General features: G+C 44.7%; 25 protein-coding genes. 12 read left to right on the forward strand and 13 right to left on the reverse strand.

The features are described 5' to 3' along the window. Window positions 1-18: 18 nt before the first annotated feature. Genes IEW69_RS01280 through IEW69_RS01295 form a run of 4 tightly spaced genes read left to right on the forward strand, consistent with a single transcriptional unit; the run spans window position 19 to window position 1769 of the window. Window positions 19-351, forward strand: coding sequence for a 2Fe-2S iron-sulfur cluster-binding protein (locus tag IEW69_RS01280; RefSeq protein WP_188625007.1), 333 nt, complete (start codon window positions 19-21; stop codon window positions 349-351). Window positions 352-369: 18 nt separating this feature from the next. Then, window positions 370-612: a Fe-S cluster assembly protein IscX gene (iscX, locus tag IEW69_RS01285; protein ID WP_188625008.1), complete on the forward strand. Its 243-nt coding sequence runs from the start codon at window positions 370-372 to the stop codon at window positions 610-612. Next, entirely contained in the window at window positions 612-1139 is a 528-nt protein-coding gene (locus tag IEW69_RS01290) for a KdsC family phosphatase (RefSeq protein ID WP_188625009.1), read from the forward strand. The genes iscX and IEW69_RS01290 overlap by 1 nt, the downstream gene beginning before the upstream one ends. A 60-nt stretch (window positions 1140-1199) precedes the next feature. Beyond that, the gene (locus IEW69_RS01295; RefSeq protein WP_188625010.1) at window positions 1200-1769 is read left to right on the forward strand and encodes a Maf family nucleotide pyrophosphatase; all 570 of its coding nucleotides are present in this window, start codon (window positions 1200-1202) and stop codon (window positions 1767-1769) included. Here IEW69_RS01295 and IEW69_RS01300 read toward each other — a convergent pair. From IEW69_RS01300 to IEW69_RS01330, 7 genes are all read right to left on the reverse strand, one after another. After that, entirely contained in the window at window positions 1745-2677 is a 933-nt protein-coding gene (locus IEW69_RS01300) for a Ppx/GppA phosphatase family protein (RefSeq protein WP_188625011.1), read from the reverse strand. The genes IEW69_RS01295 and IEW69_RS01300 overlap by 25 nt on opposite strands. Before the next feature lie 3 nt (window positions 2678-2680). Next, complete coding sequence (locus IEW69_RS01305; protein WP_188625012.1) at window positions 2681-4009, reverse strand: ABC transporter permease; 1329 nt, start codon at window positions 4007-4009, stop codon at window positions 2681-2683. Next, window positions 4009-4914, reverse strand: coding sequence for an ABC transporter ATP-binding protein (locus tag IEW69_RS01310; protein WP_188625013.1), 906 nt, complete (start codon window positions 4912-4914; stop codon window positions 4009-4011). The genes IEW69_RS01305 and IEW69_RS01310 overlap by 1 nt, the downstream gene beginning before the upstream one ends. A gap of 106 nt (window positions 4915-5020) precedes the next feature. Next, window positions 5021-6190 (reverse strand): molecular chaperone DnaJ, encoded by a 1170-nt coding sequence (gene dnaJ / locus IEW69_RS01315; RefSeq protein WP_188625014.1) that lies wholly within the window; start codon window positions 6188-6190, stop codon window positions 5021-5023. Window positions 6191-6194: 4 nt separating this feature from the next. Then, the gene (locus tag IEW69_RS01320) at window positions 6195-6770 is read right to left on the reverse strand and encodes a nucleotide exchange factor GrpE (protein WP_373284088.1); all 576 of its coding nucleotides are present in this window, start codon (window positions 6768-6770) and stop codon (window positions 6195-6197) included. Window positions 6771-6940: 170 nt separating this feature from the next. Then, window positions 6941-7624, reverse strand: a complete 684-nt coding sequence (locus tag IEW69_RS01325; RefSeq protein ID WP_188625016.1) for a cell division ATP-binding protein FtsE — start codon at window positions 7622-7624, stop codon at window positions 6941-6943. Window positions 7625-7626: 2 nt separating this feature from the next. After that, window positions 7627-7830, reverse strand: coding sequence for a fructose-6-phosphate aldolase (locus tag IEW69_RS01330; protein ID WP_188625017.1), 204 nt, complete (start codon window positions 7828-7830; stop codon window positions 7627-7629). Between the two features lie 234 nt (window positions 7831-8064). Here IEW69_RS01330 and IEW69_RS01335 point away from each other — a divergent pair, with 234 nt between their 5' ends. After that, window positions 8065-8268, forward strand: coding sequence for a hypothetical protein (locus IEW69_RS01335; RefSeq protein WP_188625018.1), 204 nt, complete (start codon window positions 8065-8067; stop codon window positions 8266-8268). Between the two features lies 1 nt (window position 8269). Here IEW69_RS01335 and IEW69_RS01340 read toward each other — a convergent pair whose 3' ends face one another. Next, complete coding sequence (locus tag IEW69_RS01340; protein ID WP_188625019.1) at window positions 8270-9289, reverse strand: acyl-CoA reductase; 1020 nt, start codon at window positions 9287-9289, stop codon at window positions 8270-8272. A 75-nt stretch (window positions 9290-9364) separates the two neighbouring features. On the opposite strand from IEW69_RS01340, the gene IEW69_RS01345 reads away from it, so the two are divergent. From IEW69_RS01345 to IEW69_RS01370, 6 genes are all read left to right on the forward strand, one after another. Then, complete coding sequence (locus IEW69_RS01345; RefSeq protein WP_188625020.1) at window positions 9365-9715, forward strand: 4Fe-4S dicluster domain-containing protein; 351 nt, start codon at window positions 9365-9367, stop codon at window positions 9713-9715. An 89-nt stretch (window positions 9716-9804) separates the two neighbouring features. Then, window positions 9805-11712 carry a 7TM diverse intracellular signaling domain-containing protein gene (locus tag IEW69_RS01350; protein ID WP_188625021.1) on the forward strand — a complete coding sequence of 636 codons (1908 nt, stop codon included), beginning with the start codon at window positions 9805-9807 and terminating at the stop codon, window positions 11710-11712. Between the two features lie 263 nt (window positions 11713-11975). Continuing rightward, entirely contained in the window at window positions 11976-14885 is a 2910-nt protein-coding gene (locus IEW69_RS01355) for a SusC/RagA family TonB-linked outer membrane protein (protein ID WP_229663476.1), read from the forward strand. 10 nt (window positions 14886-14895) lie between these two features. Continuing rightward, window positions 14896-16305: a RagB/SusD family nutrient uptake outer membrane protein gene (locus IEW69_RS01360; protein ID WP_188625022.1), complete on the forward strand. Its 1410-nt coding sequence runs from the start codon at window positions 14896-14898 to the stop codon at window positions 16303-16305. Between the two features lie 69 nt (window positions 16306-16374). Next, window positions 16375-17817 (forward strand): glycoside hydrolase family 30 protein, encoded by a 1443-nt coding sequence (locus IEW69_RS01365; RefSeq protein ID WP_188625023.1) that lies wholly within the window; start codon window positions 16375-16377, stop codon window positions 17815-17817. Between the two features lie 193 nt (window positions 17818-18010). After that, the gene (locus IEW69_RS01370; RefSeq protein WP_188625024.1) at window positions 18011-18766 is read left to right on the forward strand and encodes a hypothetical protein; all 756 of its coding nucleotides are present in this window, start codon (window positions 18011-18013) and stop codon (window positions 18764-18766) included. 19 nt (window positions 18767-18785) lie between these two features. Here the strand turns inward: IEW69_RS01370 and IEW69_RS01375 are convergent, their stop codons facing one another. Next, the gene (locus IEW69_RS01375; RefSeq protein ID WP_188625025.1) at window positions 18786-19235 is read right to left on the reverse strand and encodes a universal stress protein; all 450 of its coding nucleotides are present in this window, start codon (window positions 19233-19235) and stop codon (window positions 18786-18788) included. A gap of 95 nt (window positions 19236-19330) precedes the next feature. Here IEW69_RS01375 and IEW69_RS01380 point away from each other — a divergent pair, with 95 nt between their 5' ends. Continuing rightward, window positions 19331-20104 (forward strand): C40 family peptidase, encoded by a 774-nt coding sequence (locus IEW69_RS01380; protein ID WP_188625026.1) that lies wholly within the window; start codon window positions 19331-19333, stop codon window positions 20102-20104. A gap of 28 nt (window positions 20105-20132) precedes the next feature. Here the strand turns inward: IEW69_RS01380 and IEW69_RS01385 are convergent, their stop codons facing one another. From IEW69_RS01385 to hisA, 4 genes are read right to left on the reverse strand one after another with little or no spacing between them, the layout of a single operon-like run. Next, window positions 20133-21032, reverse strand: a complete 900-nt coding sequence (locus IEW69_RS01385) for a WD40 repeat domain-containing protein (RefSeq protein WP_188625027.1) — start codon at window positions 21030-21032, stop codon at window positions 20133-20135. Between the two features lie 2 nt (window positions 21033-21034). Next, on the reverse strand, window positions 21035-21625 hold the full coding sequence (gene hisIE, locus IEW69_RS01390) for a bifunctional phosphoribosyl-AMP cyclohydrolase/phosphoribosyl-ATP diphosphatase HisIE (RefSeq protein WP_188625028.1): 591 nt from the start codon (window positions 21623-21625) through the stop codon (window positions 21035-21037). Next, a complete protein-coding gene (hisF, locus tag IEW69_RS01395; protein ID WP_188625029.1) occupies window positions 21622-22377 on the reverse strand; it encodes an imidazole glycerol phosphate synthase subunit HisF in 756 nt (251 codons plus the stop codon). The genes hisIE and hisF overlap by 4 nt, the downstream gene beginning before the upstream one ends. Before the next feature lie 2 nt (window positions 22378-22379). Next, the gene (gene hisA / locus IEW69_RS01400; protein ID WP_188625030.1) at window positions 22380-23129 is read right to left on the reverse strand and encodes a 1-(5-phosphoribosyl)-5-[(5-phosphoribosylamino)methylideneamino]imidazole-4-carboxamide isomerase; all 750 of its coding nucleotides are present in this window, start codon (window positions 23127-23129) and stop codon (window positions 22380-22382) included. Between the last annotated feature and the right edge of the window lie 3 nt (window positions 23130-23132).

Raw genomic sequence — 23132 nt, forward strand, 5'->3', positions numbered from 1 at the left:
TTATTTTTGAAAACGATTATGAGCATTTATAAATTAAAAATAAACTTCGAAGATAAAACTAAAGAACCTGTGGAGCTTCCTATTGCAGCAGGTGAAGACGTTCTTGACGTTTGTCTTGACAACGGCATTCAATTACAGCACAACTGTGGTGGTGTTTGTGGTTGCAGTACCTGCCATGTATATGTAACAGCAGGCATGGACAACATTCAGGAAATTTCAGACAAGGAAGAAGATTTCATTGACCGCGCTGTTCGTCCGAGGATTACCTCAAGACTAGGCTGTCAGTGTGTAGTACTATCTGGAGACATCTCCGTTACCATTCCGGATCAGTCGGAATTCCTTGGTCACTAACTAAATAAATAAACGAATATGCAGGATAAATTTGCGCTTCCAATTTACTGGAACGACTATGAAGACATTGCTCAGGAGCTATACGAGAAGTTCGGTGATGAATTTAATGAAGCTAAGATCTACCGGGTAAGATTTACAGAACTTATGGAGTGGGTACTTACCTTGCCGAACTTTAAAGGCACGAGAGAAGAAAGCAATGAAGGTCATTTAGAGCAAATCCAGTCGGCCTGGGTTTACGAGTGGCGCGATAACCAGGACTAATGTTCTTACAGCAGCTTCGGGAGATTACAACCCTTATTTTTGATGTTGATGGTGTTTTAACCACCGGGGATGTCCTGGCTTCTAACACTGGCGAGTTTCTTCGTACATTTAACATCAAGGATGGTTATGCATTGCAGCTTGCGGTAAAGAAGGGCTACCATGTTTGCATCATCTCCGGCGGTAGCGGTGAGGCGATGCAAAAGCGTTTTGAAGCGCTTGGCATCAAGAACATTTACCTTGGCGTATCGGATAAAGTTGCGGTCTTTGAGCAGATCCTGGAAAAGTATCAGCTCAGTGCCTCAACGGTGCTGTACATGGGTGATGATTTGCCCGATTACAACATCATGAAACTTGTAGGCCTGCCAACATGCCCCGCAGATGCCGTGGAAGAAATCAAAGCATTGTCCACCTACATTTCTCCATTTACCGGAGGAAAAACCGCCGTCCGCGACATCATTGAAAAAGTACTCCGCATTCAAGGCAAATGGTTTGATCCCAACCCATCTGCTTCCGACTCCGGCGTCTAAAACAATATTATAGAAGCGGCTTACAGCCGCTTTTCTTATTTTAGCCCTAAACTAAATGCTATGCTAGTACAAAATCACCCCATTATACTCGCTTCCAAGTCGCCACGCAGACAAGAGCTTTTGAAGCTCATGGATCTCGACTTTGAAGTATTGCTTAAAGACATTGATGAAAGTTACCCTGAGGGCTTAAAACCACATCAGGTCGCGCAGTATATCAGCGAGCAGAAAGCGAAAGCATTTCTACCGGATGAACTTAAAGCAGTCGTAATTACGGCTGATACCATTGTTTCCTTTCAGAATGAAATACTCGGTAAGCCAACAGATGCTGCGCATGCTGTAGAAATGATATCCAAACTTTCGGGCAATATGCACGAGGTGTTTACCGGCGTGAGCCTCGCCTACAAAGGAGAACTGAACACCTTTTATGACGTTACAGAAGTTTACTTCAGACCCTTAAACATCACGCAGATCAACTACTATGTGAATCACTATAACCCTTTCGATAAAGCCGGATCATACGGCGTGCAGGATTGGATTGGCATGATTGGCGTGGAGAAGATCGTTGGCTCTTATACCAACGTGATGGGCTTACCGACGGAGAAACTCTATAGAGAGCTGTCTAAGTTGTAGTCTTCCTGGAGTTGCGCCAGAACACCCATTTTCAGGTCGTTAGTAGATAGGTTCAGCACTTTAATACCCGTTTGCTCCAGCACAAAGTTTAGCAGCAAAGCTGCAATAACAATCATGTCTACCCTTACCGGCGGCAAAGCATCCATTTGCATCCGCTGTTCATGCGTTGAGGCAATCAGTCGAGCTGAAAGCTGTAAATATTGATCATAATCGATCACCCCCGACGCTATATCTTTTGCAGGCTTGTTGTTCTGAATCATCAGCATGCCTGCAAAAGATTCAAAAGCACCTGCGGAGCCAATTAACTTGGCCGGCTTGTAGACTTTACATTTCGCTATAAGTTCAGCAGTGGTGGCTTCCACATGGCGATAGATCGCATCCCTTTCCGTAGCACTGATGGGATCTGATTTGAAATAAGCCTGCATCAGCCGTGCGGCACCGATATCATAGCTTTTTTTCCAGAGAACTTCCTGCGGGCTGCAGATGATGAATTCCGTGCTGCCGCCGCCAATATCCATAACCAGAGTTGTTGTATCGATCAGCCCCGTTGCTTGCACGCCTTTGTAAATCAGCCCAGCTTCGGCATCGCCGTCAATCACCTTAATCTCAATGCCCGCTCTTTCCCTGGCGGCATGGACAAAGTCCTCACCATTGGCAGCGCTTCTTACAGCAGAGGTGGCTGTAGCTTTTACTACATCCACCTCATGTGTTTTAATGGTTGCTGCGAAAGCTTCCAATGCCTGTAGCCCACGTTCAAGGGCTTCCGGAATGATCATGTTGTCATTTATCCGACCTTCGCCCAGTTTTACCGGCACCGTTGTTTTATAGATCACTGCGCCACCTTTTGCCAGATCGGCAATAATCAGGTGAAAAGTATTTGTACCAAGATCTATAACGGCTGCTTTCATGTATTAATTTTTATAGGTAAACCACTTTACCATCTCTTTGAAGTTTGTCTTTTTGCCATACATCAAGATACCAACGCGGTAAATTTTCGATGCAACCCAAACCGTGCCAATAAAACCTGCCACAAGAATGAACATGGATAAAGCAAGCTGCCAGTCCGGCACGCCATAAGGGAGCCTAACCATCATGGCAATAGGGGAGGTAAAAGGAATCATGGACAGCCAGAAAGCAATAGAACCGTAAGGGTCGTTTGTAACCACGCTTAAAGACAATGCATAGCCTAGAAACAGCGGCATCATCACAGGCATCATAAACTGTTGCGTCTCTGTTTCGTTGTCTACAGCAGAGCCGATGGCCGCGTATAGTGCACTGTAAAACAAGTATCCACCAATAAAAAAGAAGAGGAATACCACGACGATCTTACCGACGTTAAGGTTAGCCATGCTTTTTTGGATGTCTCCAATCGGATTGTCCTGTGCTGCTGCGGGCGTGCTGACACTGCTACCATCGTTTTGTACCATAGTGGTTTGTTTCATGTCTTTGTCCGATACAAAAATCTTTACCACAGCCGTGGAGATGGCGAAGGTTAGCACGATCCATAACACGAACTGTGTTAAACCGACAAGCGCAATCCCGACGATCTTACCAAGCATCAACTGAAACGGCTTCACAGAGGAGATCATAACCTCAATGATACGGCTCGTTTTTTCTTCAATAACACCGCGCATCACCTGGATACCATACAACATGATGAACATAAACATGAGGATGCCGGCAACGTATGCAATGATCGTGCTTGCACCGGCACTGGAATCTTCATCTGCACCAGTCTCGTTAATCTTCTTGGTACTGATGTCTACAGATGATTTTAGATTGTCCAGGTCTGTTTGTTTCAGTCCGGATTCTTTAAGCTTTTGATTACGGATCATTTCTTCAATGTGATCCGAAACCTTTCCACTTAAACTCAGTCCAGCTTGTTTCTCCCCAAGTAATTGTATACCCTCGGGTTTATCCAACGGAAACTCAGGTATGTACAGGATGTAGTCGTAACCGGAGGTCTTTACAGACTTCTTCATGTCTTCAATAGGTTTAGACACATATTCGTACTGGGTGTTTTTAGTCGATTTTAGCCGCTCTGTAATGGTTTTATTGTCATTTACAACGGCGATTTTATTTGAAGTGTCTGTAACACCCTGGATGGAGAAGTAGATGATTAGTCCGTAAAATAAGGCGATGATTACCGGGCCCAAAAGTGTCATTACAATGAACGACTTCTTCTTTACCCTTGACATGTATTCACGCTCAATGATGAGTAAGGTCTTGTTTGTGGCCATTAGTTTACGTTTTTAACTTTGTCAATAAATATGTCGTTCATAGTTGGGATAACCTCATCCAGCCGGTGAATGCTTACATGAGGCAGCAATGCGATGAGCACCTGGTTGGCAGTCTGGCCCGGCCGAAGCTGAATTTTGATCCTGGTGGTGTTACCAAGTTGGTGCGTATCAAGCACGGCAAAGATCGGGTCAGCCTGGTTCAGGTTGTACTGTCCTTCGTATTCTACCCAGTAGGTATTGCTGCGGTAGGTAGACTTAATGTCACCCACAGAGCCATCCAGAATCTTCTTCGAGTGATGGATCAACGCAATGTGATCGCAAAGCTCTTCCACCGACTCCATGCGGTGTGTAGAGAAGATAAACGTAGCGCCCTTCTTGTTCAGCTCCAGGATCTCATTCTTAATAATGTCTGCATTTACCGGATCAAACCCCGAGAACGGCTCATCCAGAATAATCAGTTCAGGTTGATGCAGTACTGTGGCCACGAACTGCACCTTCTGCTGCATACCCTTACTCAGGTCTTCCACTTTCTTGTTCCACCAGTCCTGCATCTCCAGCTTTTCAAACCAGTATTTAATCCGCTTAGTGGCTTCCGGGGTGCTCAACCCTTTCAGTTTCGCAAGGTAAAGCACCTGTTCACCGATCTCCATCTTCTTGTATAACCCACGTTCTTCCGGTAAATAGCCAATCTGTGCGATATGGTTCGCATTGAGCCGCTGCCCATTAAAAAATACTTCACCGCTGTCTGGTCCGGTGATTTGAGTGATGATCCTGATCAGGGATGTCTTGCCTGCACCGTTCGGACCCAACAGGCCGAAGATTTTACCCTCCGGCACTTCGAGGCTTACCTCGTCGAGCGCCCGGTGGCTGGCATACTGTTTTACAATGTTTCTTACGCTAAGCATCTTATTAATTTAGATATACTTACTTAGTAGGTAAGATGGCGTAAAAGTTACACCCTGTGGCAAAAAAAAAGCCACCCGAGGGTGGCTTAAAAAAATAAAAAATCAATTATTCGAAATATTCTTTCATCTTCTCGAAGAAGCTTTTATCATTTTTACCTGGCTGCGGTTTGAAGTTTGGCGAGCTTCTCAATTTTTCCAGTAGCTCTCTTTCTTCGCTGCTCAACGCTTTCGGTGTCCAGATGTTCACGTGAATAATCTCATCACCACGTTGGTAAGAGTTAATTTCAGGAATACCTTTTCCTTTTAAGCGCAGCAGTTTGCCGCTCTGTGTACCCGGCTCAATCTTAATCTTTGCTTTACCGTCAATGGTTGGTACTTCAGCGCTAAGGCCTAAAGCCGCATCAATGATGCTTAGGTGCAGGTCATAAACGATGTTATTACCTTCACGTTTTAGGGTCTCATGTGGAATCTCTTCAATCAGGATGATTAAATCACCTGGGATACCGCCATTCGGACCAGCATTACCTTTGCCGCTCATGCTCAACTGCATGCCGTCGCTCACACCTGCAGGGATATTGATCGAGATGGTTTCTTCGCCTCTCACGGTACCCTCGCCATGGCATGAATTACATTTGTTGGTAATCTGACTACCGCTACCATTACACGTCGGGCAGGTAGAAGAAGTTTGCATCTGGCCAAGAATGGTGTTGGTCACCCTTCTTACCGCGCCGCTACCACCACAAGTACTACAAGTACTTACAGAGTTACGGTCTTTAGCGCCACTTCCCTCACAGGTCTTACAGGTAACCTGCTTGTTTACTTTTATCTTTTTCTCCGCACCGTTGGCAATTTCTTCCAGGGTCAGCTTTACTTTAATTCTAAGGTTCGAACCTTTAGCTACACGGCGACCGCCGCGTGACTGCTGCTGTCCGCCGAAGAAGCTTTCAAACGGGCTGCCACCGCCACCGCCGAAGATGTCTCCAAACTGGCTGAAGATATCTTCCATGTTCATGCCTCCACCGCCATAGCCACCACCGCTTGCGGCAGATGATCCTACACCGGCATGGCCATAATGGTCGTACCTTTGTTTCTTTTCCGGGTTGCTCAGCACTTCATATGCTTCTGCAGCTTCCTTGAACTTATCCTCTGCGGATTTATCGTTCGGGTTTTTATCCGGGTGATATTTAATGGCAAGCTTCCGGTAGGCCTTCTTTATCTCGTCTGCCGAAGAACTCTTGGAAACGCCAAGGATATCATAATAATCTCTCTTGCTCATAATCTTAACTACCTACAACAACTTTTGCAAAACGGATTACTTTTTCATTCAAAGTATATCCCTTTTCAAGTTCATCTATTACTTTGCCCTTCAGTTCTTCACTTGGAGCAGGAACTTTTGTAATTGCTTCATGCAAATCTGTATCAAATGGTGTGTTGATACTCTCCATAACCTTCAGGCCTTTCTGACCTAAAACGCTCATGAGTTTATTGTGTACCAATTGTACACCTTCTTTAATTGGCCCAACTTCAACGGCAGTCTCTGCAGCTTTGTTAGCCCGGTCAAAATCATCCAGAATAGTAAGGAGGGATACAATAACGTCTTTTCCAGCAGTTTGCAGTAACTCAATACGTTCTTTTTGCGTACGGCGTTTATAGTTGTCAAACTCAGCAAACAGTCTCAAATACTTGTCATTCAACGCAGCATTTTCCTGTTTAAGTTTTTCTTCTACAGACAGTTCAGGTGTAGCTTCGGTATTCGTTTCTTCAGCTCCGGATTCTGCGCCGCCTTGTTCTGCTGCTGCATTTTGCGCCGCAGTAGTTTCTTCGTTCGTTACTTGCGCTTCGGCATTATTTTCCATATTCGTGGTCTCGTTATCGTTCTTTTTCTTCTTGCTAAACATGGTAGAATAGAATTTTTGGTGGTAAACTCAAAAGGTTTGCCAATGAAAGATTATCAGCCATGCTGTCAGCCTTCTTAAAATAAGCTGTTCATTATGGCTGAAAAGAAATAATTATGTCAGCTTTGGCCTTAGCCGATGGTTGCATCTTCATGGACCACACCGCTTTCACATTTGATGATTCTTGAAGGGAAGGTGCGGATAATGTGGTAATCATGCGTAGCCATTAACACGGCTGTGCCACCCTGACTGATCTGCTTTAAAAGCATTACAATCTCCTCGGAAGTATCGGGGTCAAGGTTACCGGTAGGCTCGTCTGCCAGGATGATTTCAGGATTATTCAGCAAGGCACGTGCAATTACCACACGCTGCTGTTCGCCTCCAGAGATCTCATGTGGCATTTTGCGGATTTTAGAACGTAAGCCTACTTTCTCAAGTACATCTTTTATGCGTTCCTGGATAAGGTTTTTGTCTGTCCACCCCGTGGACTTCAGGACAAACTCCAGATTTTTCTCGATGGTTCTATCGGTAAGCAGTTGGAAATCCTGAAACACAATGCCTAGCTTCCGGCGAAGATAGGGTACATCACGAATGGCAAGTTTCTTTAAGTCAAATCCGGCTACGCTGCCTTCGCCATTCCCAATATGCAGGTCACCATAAATGATTTTCAACAAGCTGCTTTTCCCTGAACCGGTTTGTCCGATAAGAAAAACAAATTCCCCTTTGTCGATATTCAGGTTTACATTGGTTAGTACCAGGTGTTTCTGTTGATAAACATCAACATTCTTAAGATTTATAACTGCGTTTCCTGCCATGCTTAAATATCTATTTTCTTGATTTCCCCAAAAGGAAGATCATTAATCTGACTCATTATGTAAGGTATTTTATCCGTAAGGCCGAGCTTTTCTAACGATTTATCTGGCCGGTCCAGCCTGAAATAGGCGAGCAAAGTGAACTTATCATCACGCAGCTGCACATAGTCTGGAATTTTGGCAATGCCTTTTACTTTAATAATATACATTTTGTTCAAAAATAGTATTTACAATTGAAATTCTCGCAAGGGATACCGCTGGGGCGGAAAATAGCTGGAGATTATGTAATTTCGAAAGAGCACAATTTCAAGGTTGTCCAAGTTGCCATGTATAGTCGTGCAAGCTTGCATGTATGCCGGCAATTGCGATCATCCTGCAATGGGGGAGACAATAACGCTGCGAAATTGATGTTCTATTTACAGACAACGTTAAATACACTCAACATGGGACTGATCAGAACGATAAAGAAAGTTGCGCCAGGCGGCTTGGAAAAGGGAGAAGAAGAAGGACAGGAACTGCAGAAAAAGAAACTTGTGCTTAGCTTAATTTCACAATTGGGTATGTCTGACGAGCAGGCTTCCGAAGTTGCGCAGGTATCCCTTTCCTTTGTTAAAGAAATCCGTGCGGAGCTTAAAGGAAATAAATAACCTACAGCTTGGTTAAAAACGCTACGGTATCTACGTTATCTGCATAATCCCAAAGTTTGGGCGACTGACTTTGGCCAAAGGGCAAAACGGCTAGATCTAAAGTCATCTGCGCCTCGGATACTACACACTGAATTTCTGCTTGCTGCACATTCAGGCGTTCTGCAACGGCATCCAAACTGTTGTAGTATTCAAAATACAGCACTGCTAGTGGCGAACTCATGCCTTCATCTTCCTTCAAAAGCAAAAAACCGTTGTCGTAATGCTTCACCTGATTCACCAGGTAGATGGATTTATTATAATCGTAGTTGTTGTTATACTTGAAGTGGTTGATGATGGGCTGAAAACTTTCAAGCGGTTCGAAGAAGTTCTTGATCTCATAACCTTCCGGGATAAAGATTTTTGATACATTTCTACAACCCAGTCCGAAGTAGTCGAATATGTCGTGGCCAAGACGCGCTATGGATTCCTTGCTTTCGCTACCGGTTAGCACCGCCACACTATTCCGGTTTTTACGGATGATGTTCGGCACTTTTCCAAAATAGTAGTCAAAATACCTCGATGAATTGTTGCTACCTGTTGCGATGATGGCATCAAAATCTTTCAAACGATCAGTATACTGAATCTGCCGCTCTAACGCTGGTTCAATGGTTACCAGCTGCCTTAGCAGGGCGGGTAGAAGCTTGTCATCTGAAGAAGATAGCTTTATCAGTGCGATGTTGCCGGTCGCTAAAACCGCCAATACATCGTGGAAACCCACTAAGGGAATGTTTCCTGCAAGTACCAATCCGAGCTTTTTAGGGTTATCCGAAATTTCAATACCCTGAAACCATTTCTCAATATCGTTGTTATTGAGCATGTTACTTAGGGAGGTAACTGCTTTTTTAACCTCTTCCAGCGTGAACCAGGCATTATGATTGCTTGAACCTTCCATAACTGCTATGAATGCAGCGTCTGGTGAAGCCATAAAGGCACCCAGTTTGGTGAAAGCAATAATTAATTTTTCAACGCTAAGGAATGGCATATCTCCGGTAATTTTAAAAGTAGATTGTTATATTTGCACCGCAAAGGTAAACTTAGCATAGATATAAAAGAAGACATGGCTATTAAAATAACAGATGAGTGTATAAACTGCGGAGCATGTGAGCCGGAATGCCCGAATAATGCAATTTATGATGCCGGTTCTGCATGGAGATTCTCTGACGGTACCAACCTAAGAGGGATCATCGACTTTGGTGCTACCCAGGTTGACGCAGAAGCAGTTCAGGATGCAGTTTCGGATGAATATTATTATATCGTTTCAGATAAGTGCACGGAATGCAAAGGCTTCCATGATGAACCTCAGTGTGCTGCGGTTTGCCCGGTAGATTGCTGTGTTGACGATGAAGATGTTCGTGAAACGGAAACTGAATTGTTAGAGAAAAAAGCCTGGTTACACCAGGAAGGATAGTAATATCCATATAGATGATACAGCCGCTTCTTCTGAAGCGGCTTTTTTTGTGCCCAGCCTTTTTGAATTGTTTAACTTTGTGCCTTCTAATGGTTAAACAGCTATCTGCACGCAGCTCCAAATGCGTCCTCTTCCTAATCTTGATGCTATTTGCGTGTTCGGCAACTGTTGCACAAACGGCGGTACAAATTCATGATGATGTTGATCAGCACATATTCACTTACGCTGAAATCCACATGCTGGAAGATTCTAGCGGTACGCTAAATATAGATCGGATCAGGAATTCCGCCATTGATCAACAATTCAAACCCAGTGTGGCCAGTACGCCACAAACATTAAAGCTAAATCGCCGCTATTGGTTTAAAATCCGGATCAAGAATAACCCGGAAGCGAAAAAACACTTTCTCCTGGAGTTCTTCGATCAGACCATAGACCAGATCACCGTGTATGTGCCAGACACCATTGGCCAGTATTCAGCAGTCAAGCTCGGCGATGAATACCGCTTTTCCAGCAGACGGCTCAACCACAAGAATTTTGAGATCCCCATTGATAATGAAGGCACTGGAATCAGTACCTATTATATAAGCATCAAATCCTCACAAATCGCAGACGCGATCGTAGTCCTACGGTCGGTCGATTGGTTCATTGCCTACGCCTTGAACGAGTACCTCATGTTCGGTATATTCTATGGTATGATCCTCGTATTCAGTTTGTACAACCTGATCATGTTCATCTCCATGAAACAGCGGCAGTATCTTTTCTACGTGCTCTACATCCTGAGCGTCGGCTTTTATGAAATGAGTACAGATGGTATTGCCTATCAGTACCTGTGGCCTAATCAACCCGCCTGGAACCAGATTGCCTATGGCGTAGCATTATGCAGTACCAGTGTATTTGCACTTCTGTTTACCCGGGCCTTGCTGCACCTAAAGGTTAAAGCACCTAAAATCAATCGGGTCATTGTAATTGCAGTCGTTGCCCGACTGTTGTTCTTTTTATATTGCCTGTTGTTTAATCATTCGCTATTCAGCTTTAAATTCCTGGAGGTCGTGCCACTAACCATTGCCTTTTTTGCCGGTATCTATGTATATTATAAAGGCTATCAGGCAGCGAGGTTCTTTGTACTAGGGTATAGCGTCCTCTTCATCGGCTTTACATTGAAGTTCCTGATCATGCTTGGATATGGCTGGCTGAATTTCGGCGCCATTAGCTACTACAGCCTGAGTTTTTCATTCGTTGCGGAAATGGTCTTCTTCTCCTTCGCAATTGCGGATCAGCTGAGTTTACTCAGAATTAGGAGAGAACAGACACAACGCCACATGATCCAACAAATGGCTGATAATGTCAAGCTCATCGACAGCATCAATCAGCAACTAGAATCTAAAGTCGTCGAGCGTACACAGGAAGTATCTCATAAATCTCATATCATTGAAGCCAAAAATGTGGAGCTGGAACAGATGAATGCTTTGTTGCAACAGCAGTCGGAAAACATTAGCAGAATGAATGTGCTCTTGGCGCAGGACAACAAGGCGCTACATACGAATGTAGAAAAGGTAACACATGCCCGTGTGATGTCAGCCGAAATGGATTTTGAAGAGTTCAGTAAAATCTATCCGGATAAAGAAACCTGTCATAAGTTCCTTGCCGATCTGAAATGGAAAAACGGTTACAGCTGCCGCAAATGCAAGCACACTGAATACTACAATGGACACACCGCATTTAGTCGCCGGTGCAGCAAATGCGGATACGAAGAATCGGTCACGTCTTACAGCATTTTCCATAATACACGCATCCCGATCAACAAAGCTTTTTACATGGTCTACCTGATCTATACCACCAAGGGGAAAGTGTCCTCACATAAACTTGCTGAATTACTTGAGATGCGACAAAGTACCTGCTGGAACTATGGCGACCGGGTAAAAACAGCCATGGAGGAGAAAAAATCCCTCATGAAAAAGTCAGAAAAGCAGGGTTGGGACCAGTTAATTCTCGACTAAACTCCCAAATATTCAAAAATACGTGCAATATTTCCTATGGTGTACAAGCGTATCAACGCGGATTAGCCAATGCTCGTTCTCCTATGCTTAAGGGTTGAATATCAGCATCATATTGATTCCTCTACTTACGGTACCGAAGCGTATCAAATATTTGTAAGATATTGTTTTACAGGAAGTTGTGTAACTGAATTTTCTGATTGTGCTTTGAAATCAGGGTAAATAGCGCCAATTTTACACCATCCAATTATAAACTACATAAAGCAATGATCACAAAGAAGATTATGCTGTTTGTTGTTTTTCTACTGTATGGTTTCTCAATCGCGATCGCACAGGAAATTACAATAAACGGGAGCGTAAAAGACAAACAGGGTTTGGCACTACCCGGAGTATCCATCCAGATTAAAGGTGCACAAAGAGGTACTGTAACTTCCGCAGAAGGCAGATTTAGCCTATCGGCACCAGCCAATTCAACACTCGTATTTTCATTCATCGGTTATACAACCATAGAACAGCCCGCTACTGGGAATACCGCTATGAATGTTGTCCTGTCGGAAGACAACAATCAACTTGATGAAGTTGTGGTGATCGGTTACGGTACGACAACAAAAAAGGACATTACTACGGCTGTTGTTTCTGTTTCCGCTAAGGACATCCAGAATCAGCCGGTAACCAATCCACTTCAAGCCATCCAGGGGAAGGCGGCAGGGGTACAGATCACCTCGCAATCGGGCAAGCCAGGTTCAGGTGTGGCTGTAAGTATTCGTGGTAATACCTCCATCACTGCCTCAAACAGTCCCCTGTATGTAATTGATGGGGTGACCTCAAGGAATGCGGATTTCCTAAATCCCAATGACATTGAAACCATGACCATCCTGAAGGATGCATCTGCTGCAGCCATCTACGGTTCAAGCGGAGCCAATGGGGTAATATTAATCACGACTAAGAAAGGTACAGCCGGCAAATTGCAGGTTGGCTTCAATGCATTCACGGGCTTTTCTAATTTATGGCAACAACAAGAGGTGCTAAATAGCACGCAGTATGGCGCCTTGATGACTGAACTAGGTTATCAAAGTATTGGAACGCAACAGACCGATTGGCAGGACCTAACCTTTGGTACAGGTAAGCAGCACAGCTACCAGTTATCTCTTGCAGGTGGTATAAAAGGCGGACAATATTATTTCTCCACCGGTTACCAACGTGATCAGGGTACTGTAGCACCTGCGGTGTTGGATAAATACACGGCTAATTTCAACGGTTCACAGAAACTTACAAAATGGCTAACCTTAACTGGTTCAGCGTCCTTCACGTCAAGGAAATCAATTGATGTAAGTGACAACGCAGGTGTAGCCCGCGGTGGAACGATTCTTTCAGCACTGACCACACCGCCAAACATTGGTATCTTCAATGAAAACGGACAATATGCAGGGAACCCTAATGCTGGTGGTTGGGAAAACCCAATTGCAAATGCTTTTGCAGCCAAAAATGCAACCAGGAACTTCCGCTTTTTAGGTGCTTTCTCTGCTCAGGTGAACTTTACGGATGATTTCTATTTTAAGTCCAGCATCAGCACGAACAATAGCAACAACTTCTATAGCTACTTCCTGGATCCGTTTTCGACCGACTACGGCCGTGTACAACAGGGGATCTATCGCGACAATCAGTCCTACGACAAAGTGTGGCTAAATGAAAACATCCTTAACTACGCTAAGAATTTCGGACAGCACGCATTAACTGCTACTGGTGGTATGACTTTGCAGTCTTCCGATTATAAATTCTATCCTTATGAAGTAACCAGATTCCTGGACGCAAATAAGAATTTGCTGCGGGATGGTACATCAATTTTACCGCAGCTTCCAGCATTTGCGCAATGGACTAAACGGTCTTATTTGGCACGAGTAACGTATGCGTATGCGAACAAGTATCTTTTTAGCTCGAACTTGCGTGCCGATGGTTCTTCAAGATTTGCGAAGGAGAATCGTTACGGTTATTTTCCTTCCGTATCTGCGGGATGGCGCTTGTCTGCTGAGAATTTCATGAGCGATAGCAAAGTCATCAATGATTTAAAGATTAGAGGAAGCTGGGGTAAGGTCGGCAACGATGAAGGCATAAGCGATTACGCTTACCTTGCTTTATACCAGCCTACACCACAAGGATCTTACAACTTTACACAACTTGAAAACAGGAATATTTCCTGGGAGAAAACCACACAGACCAACATCGGTTTGGATTTGAGCCTTTATAATTCAAGAATCACCTTCACTGCTGATGCATATCTGAAGAAGACTAATGACTTGTTAATCAATGTGCCTTTGCCACAAGCAACAGGTTTCGGAAGTCAGGCAAGAAACGTCGGCTCTATGGAAAATAAAGGTTTAGAGTTTGTGCTTTCAACCAAGAACTTTGAACGTGAGAAATTCAGCTGGTCCACAGACTTGAACTTCTCGATCAACAAGAATAAAGTAACCAGCCTGGGTAATTCGTTAACCTCCATAAACTTCGGTGGGGTTTACGAACGTGACAATGCCATTCGTGTTGAAGTAGGCAGACCGCTGGGCGCTTTCTACGGCTACCAGTTCACAGGTGTAAATGCACAGACCGGCGCGGCAGAATATGCTGATCTGAATGGCAATGGCAGTGTGGATGCGGGTGACCGTACATTCATTGGCAGTGCGCAACCGAAATTCACTTACGGTATCAATAACAACCTGGCCTATGGTCCTGTAGCACTTTCACTATTCTTCCAGGGCGTTCAGGGTAATGACATCTTCAACGCTTCACGCATTGAACTTGAAGGACTGTATGACTCTAAAAACCAGTTGGCAACGGTGTTGAACAGATGGACCACACCGGGACAGGTAACAAACATTCCAAAGGCAGAACGCGGTAATACCAATAACTCACGTACCTCAAGCAGATATGTGGAAGATGGCTCATACTTGCGACTGAAAACTGCAACATTGTCCTACAACTTTGGTAAAGTTGCCCTGAGCAAATGGAACATGAGCAAACTCACTGTATTCGCAACAGGGTACAACCTGCTTACCTTCACCAAGTATAATGGCTTCGATCCGGAAGTACAGCAGTACAGTGGTAACAGCCCATCAATGGGGATCGATTATGGAACTTATCCGCAAGCCCGAACTTTCTTGTTTGGCGTAAATGTTGGCTTTTAACTCGAACAAAATGAAACTCACAAAATATTCAATCATAGCAGCTGCTGCAGTGACCTTAAGCTTTGCAAGCTGCAAAAAAGACTTTCTGGATAAACAACCAATCAGTCAGGTAACACCAGACATCGCTTTTGCTGATGCTGCTGCTGCCGAAAAATTAATACAAGGTGTTTACGATGGTATGTATAACGATTACCACATCAACGATTTCCTGGTAAATGGTGATGCCATGGCCGACAACTGCTATGCAGGTGGAGACAATCCGGCAAACATCCAGATAGATCTTTTCACTGTTAACTCTACAAACGGTAACATTAGCCGTGACTGGAACTCCTTATACAGCGACATTAAGAACTGTAATCTCGTAACAGATAATGTTCCGAACATACAGGACCCGAAGCTTGATGAAGGTGGGCGCCGCGAGCAAATCCTTGCGGAAGCGAGAACCATGCGCGCCTATATGTATTTCAATTTGGTTAGGTTATGGGGCGCTGTGCCTTTGGTTTTAAAGATTCCATCTACTGATGCTGAATTCCAACCTGCAAAGGCTTCTGTTGAGGAGATCTATGCACAGATTAAAGCAGACCTGGAGTATGGAGTTGCAAATGCACGCGCTACATCTGCTAACAAAGGCATCATTACAAAAGGCATTGCAAATGCTTTGCTAGCCAAAGTGTATGCTACACAGGCTAATCCAGACTGGCAGAAGGTGCTGCAACATGCAGATGCAACAATTAACAATGGCTACAGCTTGCTAGCAAATTACGACCACCTTTGGGATTCGCAGCATGACAACAACGCAGAAGCAATCTGGGAGATGCAATATGATGGTTGGGGTGGACAACATGGCAACTGGATGCCAAGTCAGCTTTTTGGTGCAGGTTGGAAGAAATTTAATACACCGACAAATGATCTTGTGAATACTTTCGATGCAGAGCAAGATCTGGTACGTAAGCGCTCCAGCATCTTCACCGATGGTGTTGGCTGGGATGATGACTACTGGAAAGATCCGAAGATCTACCCACACATCAACAAATACCGTGGAGATGATAAAACGGATACCTACATCCTCCGTTTAGCGGATATCTTGCTGCTTAAGGCAGAAGCACAGAATGAACTGTCTGCAGGCGGATGGGCACAGGCAAAACAGCTTGTGGACCAAATCAGAAGCCGCGTGAATTTACCTGCGACGGCCGCTGCGGATCAGGCAGCTATGCGCCTGGCCATTGAAAAAGAGCGACGATTAGAGCTTGCGTTTGAAGGGCACCGCTGGTTTGATCTGGTACGAACAGGAAGAGCCATTGCTGTGATGAATGCACAGCAGGATGGAACCGGTAAAAACTTAAATTACAACGTCACAGAAAGTAAGCTGCTTTGGCCATTGCCACAGACAGAGGTTGACAGAAATCCAAACATGAGATAGAGATCAATGATAAGGCTGAGTCATCAGCCTTTATCATTAAATACAATCCAATAACTCAAATCAGAAGATATGATTATTCAAAAACTTAAAAATCATCTCGCATTGCAGTACGGCCTCTTCCTTGCTGTGGGGCTGCTTAGCGCATGCGGCACGTCGAAGTCGATAAAGACACCAGCCAATGCTCAGGAAACCGGAATTTGGCTCACCACGCCAGATCAAAAATCCTTGTTGGCTAAACAGCCAACTGGTCTGGAATTTTCTGCAACACAAGCGGCACAGGCGGCTGCTTTCATTGAAGTTAATGAGAAGCAAACTTATCAATCTATAGATGGATTCGGCTACACCTTAACAGGCGGTAGTGCTACGTTAATCAACAAACTGCCGGAGGCACAAAAGGCTGCTTTGTTGCAAGAACTGTTTTCCACGACAAACAACGGCATCGGCGTAAGTTATCTCCGGATCAGCATCGGGGCTTCAGATCTAAGCGCTGAGCCTTTCAGCTATAACGATTTGCCGTCTGGACAAACGGATCCGGATCAGGCAAAATTTACCATCTCCAAAGAACAAGAAGATCTATTGCCAGTCTTAAAACGGATTGTTGCCATAAATCCTGCTATTAAGATCATGGGTTCACCATGGTCGCCACCAACTTGGATGAAAGACAACAACAGCTTCAAAGGGGGCAGTCTGAAACCAGAATATTACGCCTCGTACGCGAAGTACTTCGTGAAATACATCCACGCGATGAAGGCAGAAGGCATCACCATAGACGCCATTACCATTCAGAATGAGCCGCTGCATCCAGGTAACGTACCAAGTATGTACATGGAAGCAAAAGATCAGGCAATCTTCATTAAAACTGCCTTGGGTCCGGCATTTAAGGCTGCGGGTATCAAAACAAAGATCATTCTGTACGATCATAATGCCGACCGCCCGGATTATCCAATCTCCATCCTTAAGGATCCGGAAGCAAACAAATATGTTGATGGTTCTGCTTTCCACCTATATGGCGGAAAGATTGAAGCTTTGTCGCAGGTACATGAGGCCTTCCCGGATAAAAATCTGTATTTCACAGAACAATGGGTTGGCGGTCCTTCTAATTTTCCCGAAGATTTGAAGTGGCACGTGTCTACACTCATCATCGGGGCAACCCGGAATTGGAGCAGAAATGTACTGGAGTGGAATTTAGCTGCCGATCCGGCATATAAACCGCATACCGTTGGCGGCTGTACAACCTGCCTGGGTGCAATTACCATTGCGCCTAAAGTAAGCAGAAATGTCGCTTATTACATCATCGGTCATGCCAGCAAGTTCGTGCCTGCAGGTTCGGTTCGCATTGCATCTAATCTGGTGGAAAACCTGGATAATGTTGCATTTAAGCGAAAAGACGGTAAAACCGTGCTTATTGCCGTAAATACCGGCAAGGAATCCAAGACCTTCAGTATTAAACATCAGGGTAAAACAGCCACGGCAACCTTGCCAGCAGCTGCTGTTGCGACCTATGTCTGGTAGCAGCCTGCCTGGATATTAATACGGGGTTGGTTAGGGTGAGCCTAACCAACCCCGTATTAATATCCAGGCATACTTCACAGTTCTCCACAGTTCAATACATTTTCGGTACAATCCTGCTTCAGCCAAAAACGAGCTTGATTTTATGTTATATTGGTGTAACGTTCTACAGCGCTTGCAACCAAATCTACCGCATATGAACACCCAACATTTTAGCCGAATCGCAGTACTCGCAACCGTTTTGTGCTTTGTTGCCTGTACCAAAGATGAACCAGCTGCCAAAGCTGAAGTCGCCACGGCGCAAGAAACTAAAAAGCTGAGCGTACCATTGAAAGATGGCCGTACACACATCGCGCGTGCAATCAATGCCCTATCAAGGACTTCAGCTGCCAGTCAAGCCTCGTTTTTGAATCGCGTCACTCAGATACTTACACCTGACGATGCTTATGTAAATTCAACGAGATTGATGGACCTTTCGGTTCTGACGAGTCATTATGTAACCGGTTCTGTTGAAGACAAACGCCTGAAACTTACTTTCACTGATTCCGTAATGATGATGCCCGGCTATCCCAACGGCTGGACGGCTTTGTGGAACAGTAAACCTTTTGTAGAGCAGGATGCCCCGGACGTGTTGTACACGCAACAGCGAAACCGGCTGACCATTCAGCTTTCAAAATATGTGGAAACGTTTGGGTTTGAATTAGCACCCAATTTGTATGATGCCTATGCATTTACCGTAGGCTTTTATGACAGCAAGGAAAATCCACCTGTTGCAACACTAACCCAGTCGGCAGCAACACCAATGGGAGCAAAGCTATTTGCTGTAAAATCGAAAAGGCCGTTTAATGTAATTGAGATCAGCTTTAATGGAGATAACGACGGTGCCAACCAGCCGTATGGATTTGCAATTGCAAACATTCGGTACATCCTCTGTAAAGATGATGCGGATTAAGCATTGGAATTAAAGCAGATTATACATCTGCTTTGTTGGGCACAATAAGCACGGGACACGCGGACTTTCTGGCGACGTGCTCGGCAACACTGCCCATCAGAAAATGATATAGACCTGTACGACCGTAAGTACCAATGACGATCAGGTGAGATCCCCATTCGTCAGACTGCTGTATGATGCCATGCGCCGCACTGTCCATCACACTGAAGTACGTGGTAGGGATGCCCATGCCGTATTTGTCTTCCATCTCTTTTAGCAGAATGTGACTGTTCTCTTCACTGTTATCATAGGTTTCCAGGAATACAGGGGCGAGGGTCATATCCGGGTTTACATTTGCGGGTATGGGTTCAATAACATTGACCAAAGCCACTTCTGCACCAAAGGTCTGCGCAATTTCATAACCTACGCGTGCCGCTTTTTCAGAAGAGGTGCTGTTATCTACGGCAATTAGTACTTTTTTGACATTCATGGCTGCTGGTTTTAGGTTCTACGGATAATAACAATTTCAGGAATATAATGTTTAATGTGCAGTTTTATCCGGCTTTCATTAGTTTTATATCCTGAATGGAAAACCAATACGGAATTTGCAGGGTGTCTATTGCACCACTAAGAGCTGCGCCTAAAGATCAGGCGGAAATTGTTTCGCAACTGCTTTTTGGCGACAAGGTGCTGATACTTGAACGTCTGGAGAAATGGCTAAAGGTACGCGGCGAATTTGACGGGTATGAAGGCTACGTAGATTTTAAGCAAGTACAAGCAGTTACTGGTGATAATACGCCCGGCAAAACCTTTGTTGCACCGGCAAACGTGCTGAACAGCCTAACCTTAACAGATGGCAGTAAAATGTATCTCGCCGCAGGCAGTACGCTTCCAGACTATGATGGGGGATATTGCAGGATTGCTGAGCAGCGATATAAGGTCGATTTTGAACCGCTTAAGGTTATGGAGCCTCCCAGTACAGAACAGCTTGTTAAAACGGCAATATTCTTCCAGCACGCACCATACCTGTGGGGAGGGCGAACGTTGTTCGGAATAGATTGCTCTGGATTCATGCAGATCGTCTATAAGATGCATGGGCTTAATTTACAGCGTGATGCTTCACAGCAGGCGCTGCAAGGCGAGACCGTACATTTTCTTCCAGAAGTTCAGCCGGGCGATGTGGCCTTTTTCGATAATGATGAAGGGAGGATCATCCACGTGGGTATGATCCTGAGCCAAAAGGAAATCATACATGCTTCCGGCCAGGTCCGTATTGATCCGATAGATGATCAGGGCATATACAATGCAGAACTGAAAAGGTACTCACATAAGCTGCGGATCATCAAGCGATTTATTTAGGTATGAAATGCAGGCTTATTTAACGGAGCTAGCCTTCAAATTTCCAGATCATGACGTGCCGGTCGTCTCCTGTGGAGATCAGGTATCGCCCATCGGCGCTCCAAATCATGTGGTTTATGGAATGGAAATGTCCGCCGGTGTTTTTTTCATTGCTCAGGATTTTTAGTAACCGAAAGTCACGGCTACTCCAGAGCTTTATGCTTTTGTCCTGACTGCAGCTTGCAAAATAAGGTCGTGTAGGATGAAAGATCACGCTGTAGATGCTGAATAGGTGTGCTGGAATATTCTGTTCCAGTTCAAAATCCATTGTTCTCCAGACTTTTAACTGTGCATCTCTGCTTCCGGAGATCATGTACCCACCATCTGGTGCAAACTGAATGGATGTAATGGGAAGGGTGTGTCCTTCCAAGACTTTAAAGCAGCTGAAGTCATCCGCATTATAGAGCCGGATCAGCCCATCTTTCGCACCAATAGCAATGGTTTTTTCATCCTTACTGATTTCAATAACACGTAGGGTATTATCGATTACGGGGAACTCATATAGAAAGGAAAAATCCTCAAGTGACCAAATGACAACCTTACCTTCCTCACCGGTGCTGATGAGCTCGTTTTTAGAAGGGATGGTTTTAATGTCGAATACGCCTTTTTTATGATGATCCAGTCGGGCGAGCAGTTTATCTGCTTTTGTATCGTAAACCAGGATGGTTCCGCTGCGCTGGCCAATAAAGAGCAGTTCATTATACCGGTGCAAAGCGTATACGGAACTTTGCACTGGTAAAAGAATCTTCACGTAGGTCATACTACTCAGCGACCATTCGACCACGCCTTTGTCGTTCCCTGCGCTATAAAAGCGGTCGGGATCTACAGCACTGCTCAGTGCATAAACAGGGTTTGAATGGCCAACAAGTGTTTCCTCAAGTTTCAGCATGTTTATTTCTTGTGTCTGCTTTCCAGGTTCAATGCAATATCTTCCAAGGTCTTGCCTTTTTCCTGTAATAGCACAAGCAGGTGGAAAATCAGGTCTGAACTCTCATTTACAAAATCGAAATCCGTTTCCGCTAAAGCGGCAATGACTGTTTCAACACCCTCTTCGCCAACTTTCTGCGCAATTTTATTGATCCCTTTTTGTCTCAGGCTATTCACGTAGGAAGCTTCTGAAGGATTGGCGTATCGATCTGCAATGATGTTTTGCAATTGAAAAAAGAAATTCTGGTTGTATGGCGTATCAAAGCAGCTGCGGTTGCCGGTATGGCAAGTGGGGCCGACTGGTGTGACCTTAATCAAAAGCGTGTCGTTATCACAATCCAGATACGTTTCTTTAACATGCAGGTAGTTTCCGCTGCTTTCGCCTTTGGTCCACAACCTGTTTTTGGTTCTTGAGAAGAAAGTTACAATCCCTTCTTGCTGAGTTTTGGTCCATGCTTCTTCGTTCATGTAACCGAGCATTAATACTTCCAGGGTCTGTACATCCTGTATCACTACAGGTACCAGACCGTTGCTTTTATCAAAATCTATATTCATAACCTTACCGGTATGCTGTTCTTTTTTAATTCTTGTTTTAAATCCGGTATTGCGATCTCTCCAAAATGGAAGACCGAGGCTGCTAAAGCTGCATCCACACCGGTTTGTTGAAATACATCAACGAAATGTTGTTTGCTGCCAGCGCCACCAGATGCGATTACCGGAATGTTCACGCTGTTGCAAACGGTTGCAAGCAGGCCACAATCAAATCCGTTCTTGGTGCCATCATGATCCATGGAGGTCAGCAGGATCTCGCCTGCACCCCTGGATTCCGCTTCTTTGATCCATGATGTGGTTTCGAGTGCAGTGATCTTACGTCCACCATTCAAGTGCACCAAATTCTTATCATCAACGAATTTGGTGTCCACAGCAACTACGACAAACTGTACGCCAAAGGCATTAGCCAACTCTTCGATCAATAGTGGATTGTTTACTGCTGCGGAATTGATGCTGATCTTGTCGGCACCGGCATTTAGAAGTGCTTCTGCATCCGCTACCGAAGTAATACCACCGCCGATGGTAAAAGGGATGTTAAGCTGGCGGGCCACGGATTTCACCATCTCGATCATCGTTTTCCTGCGCTCATGTGTGGCGGTAATGTCTAAGAACACCAGCTCATCGGCACCTTGCTGCCCATATTGCCAGGCAAGTTCTACAGGATCGCCAGCATCACTCAGGTTTACGAAGTTTACACCTTTAACCGTTCTGCCGTCTTTTACATCCAGGCAGGGGATAATTCTCTTACTCAGCATATTTACAGTGAAGACAATGCTTTAAGGTTCCATTGTTTTATTTCATCAATGGTAATCCGGTTTTCATAGATCGCTTTACCCACTACGCAAGAACGAATGTTGTATTTCGCCAACTCTTCAATATCGGCCATGGAGCTGATACCGCCAGAAGCAATCAGCTTTATGAAAGGGGAGTGGTCTAAAAGTTTGCGGTAAAGATCTACTGCAGCACCACCTAATTTACCATCTTTATTGATGTCGGTACATAGGAAGCGGAAAAAGCCAAGTTCAAGACATCTATCTACATAGTCCAGTAACTTGATTGGGGAGCTTTCCATCCAGCCAGAGTACTTGATCACTTCATCCAATACGTCGATAGCGATTACGATGCGGTTTGCATAGTCATACTTCTTACCCACTTCTTTGCTCAGGTCGGACAGGAAGTTAGGGTTGGTGATGGCTTGCGTGCCTACAATTACACGGTGAATGCCGGCATCGAGCAGGTTTGTAACCTGTTCAATGGTTCTTATACCACCACCATACTGGACTTTCATTTCTGTTTTCCGGATGATATCGAACAGGGTTTGTTGATTGCTGAAATCGCCTTTAGCGCCGTTCAGGTCAATAATATGTATAAATTCAGTGCCGTTAGATCGGTAAGTTTCAATCATGTCGGCGATGGAAACGTCGTAAACCGTTTTCTGGTTGTAATCACCTTCCCTGAGACGGACAACCTTGCCATCTAGAATATCAATTGCTGGAATTATATACATGTT

This window comes from Pedobacter quisquiliarum, from assembly GCF_014642175.1.
GTDB lineage: Bacteria > Bacteroidota > Bacteroidia > Sphingobacteriales > Sphingobacteriaceae > Pedobacter > Pedobacter quisquiliarum.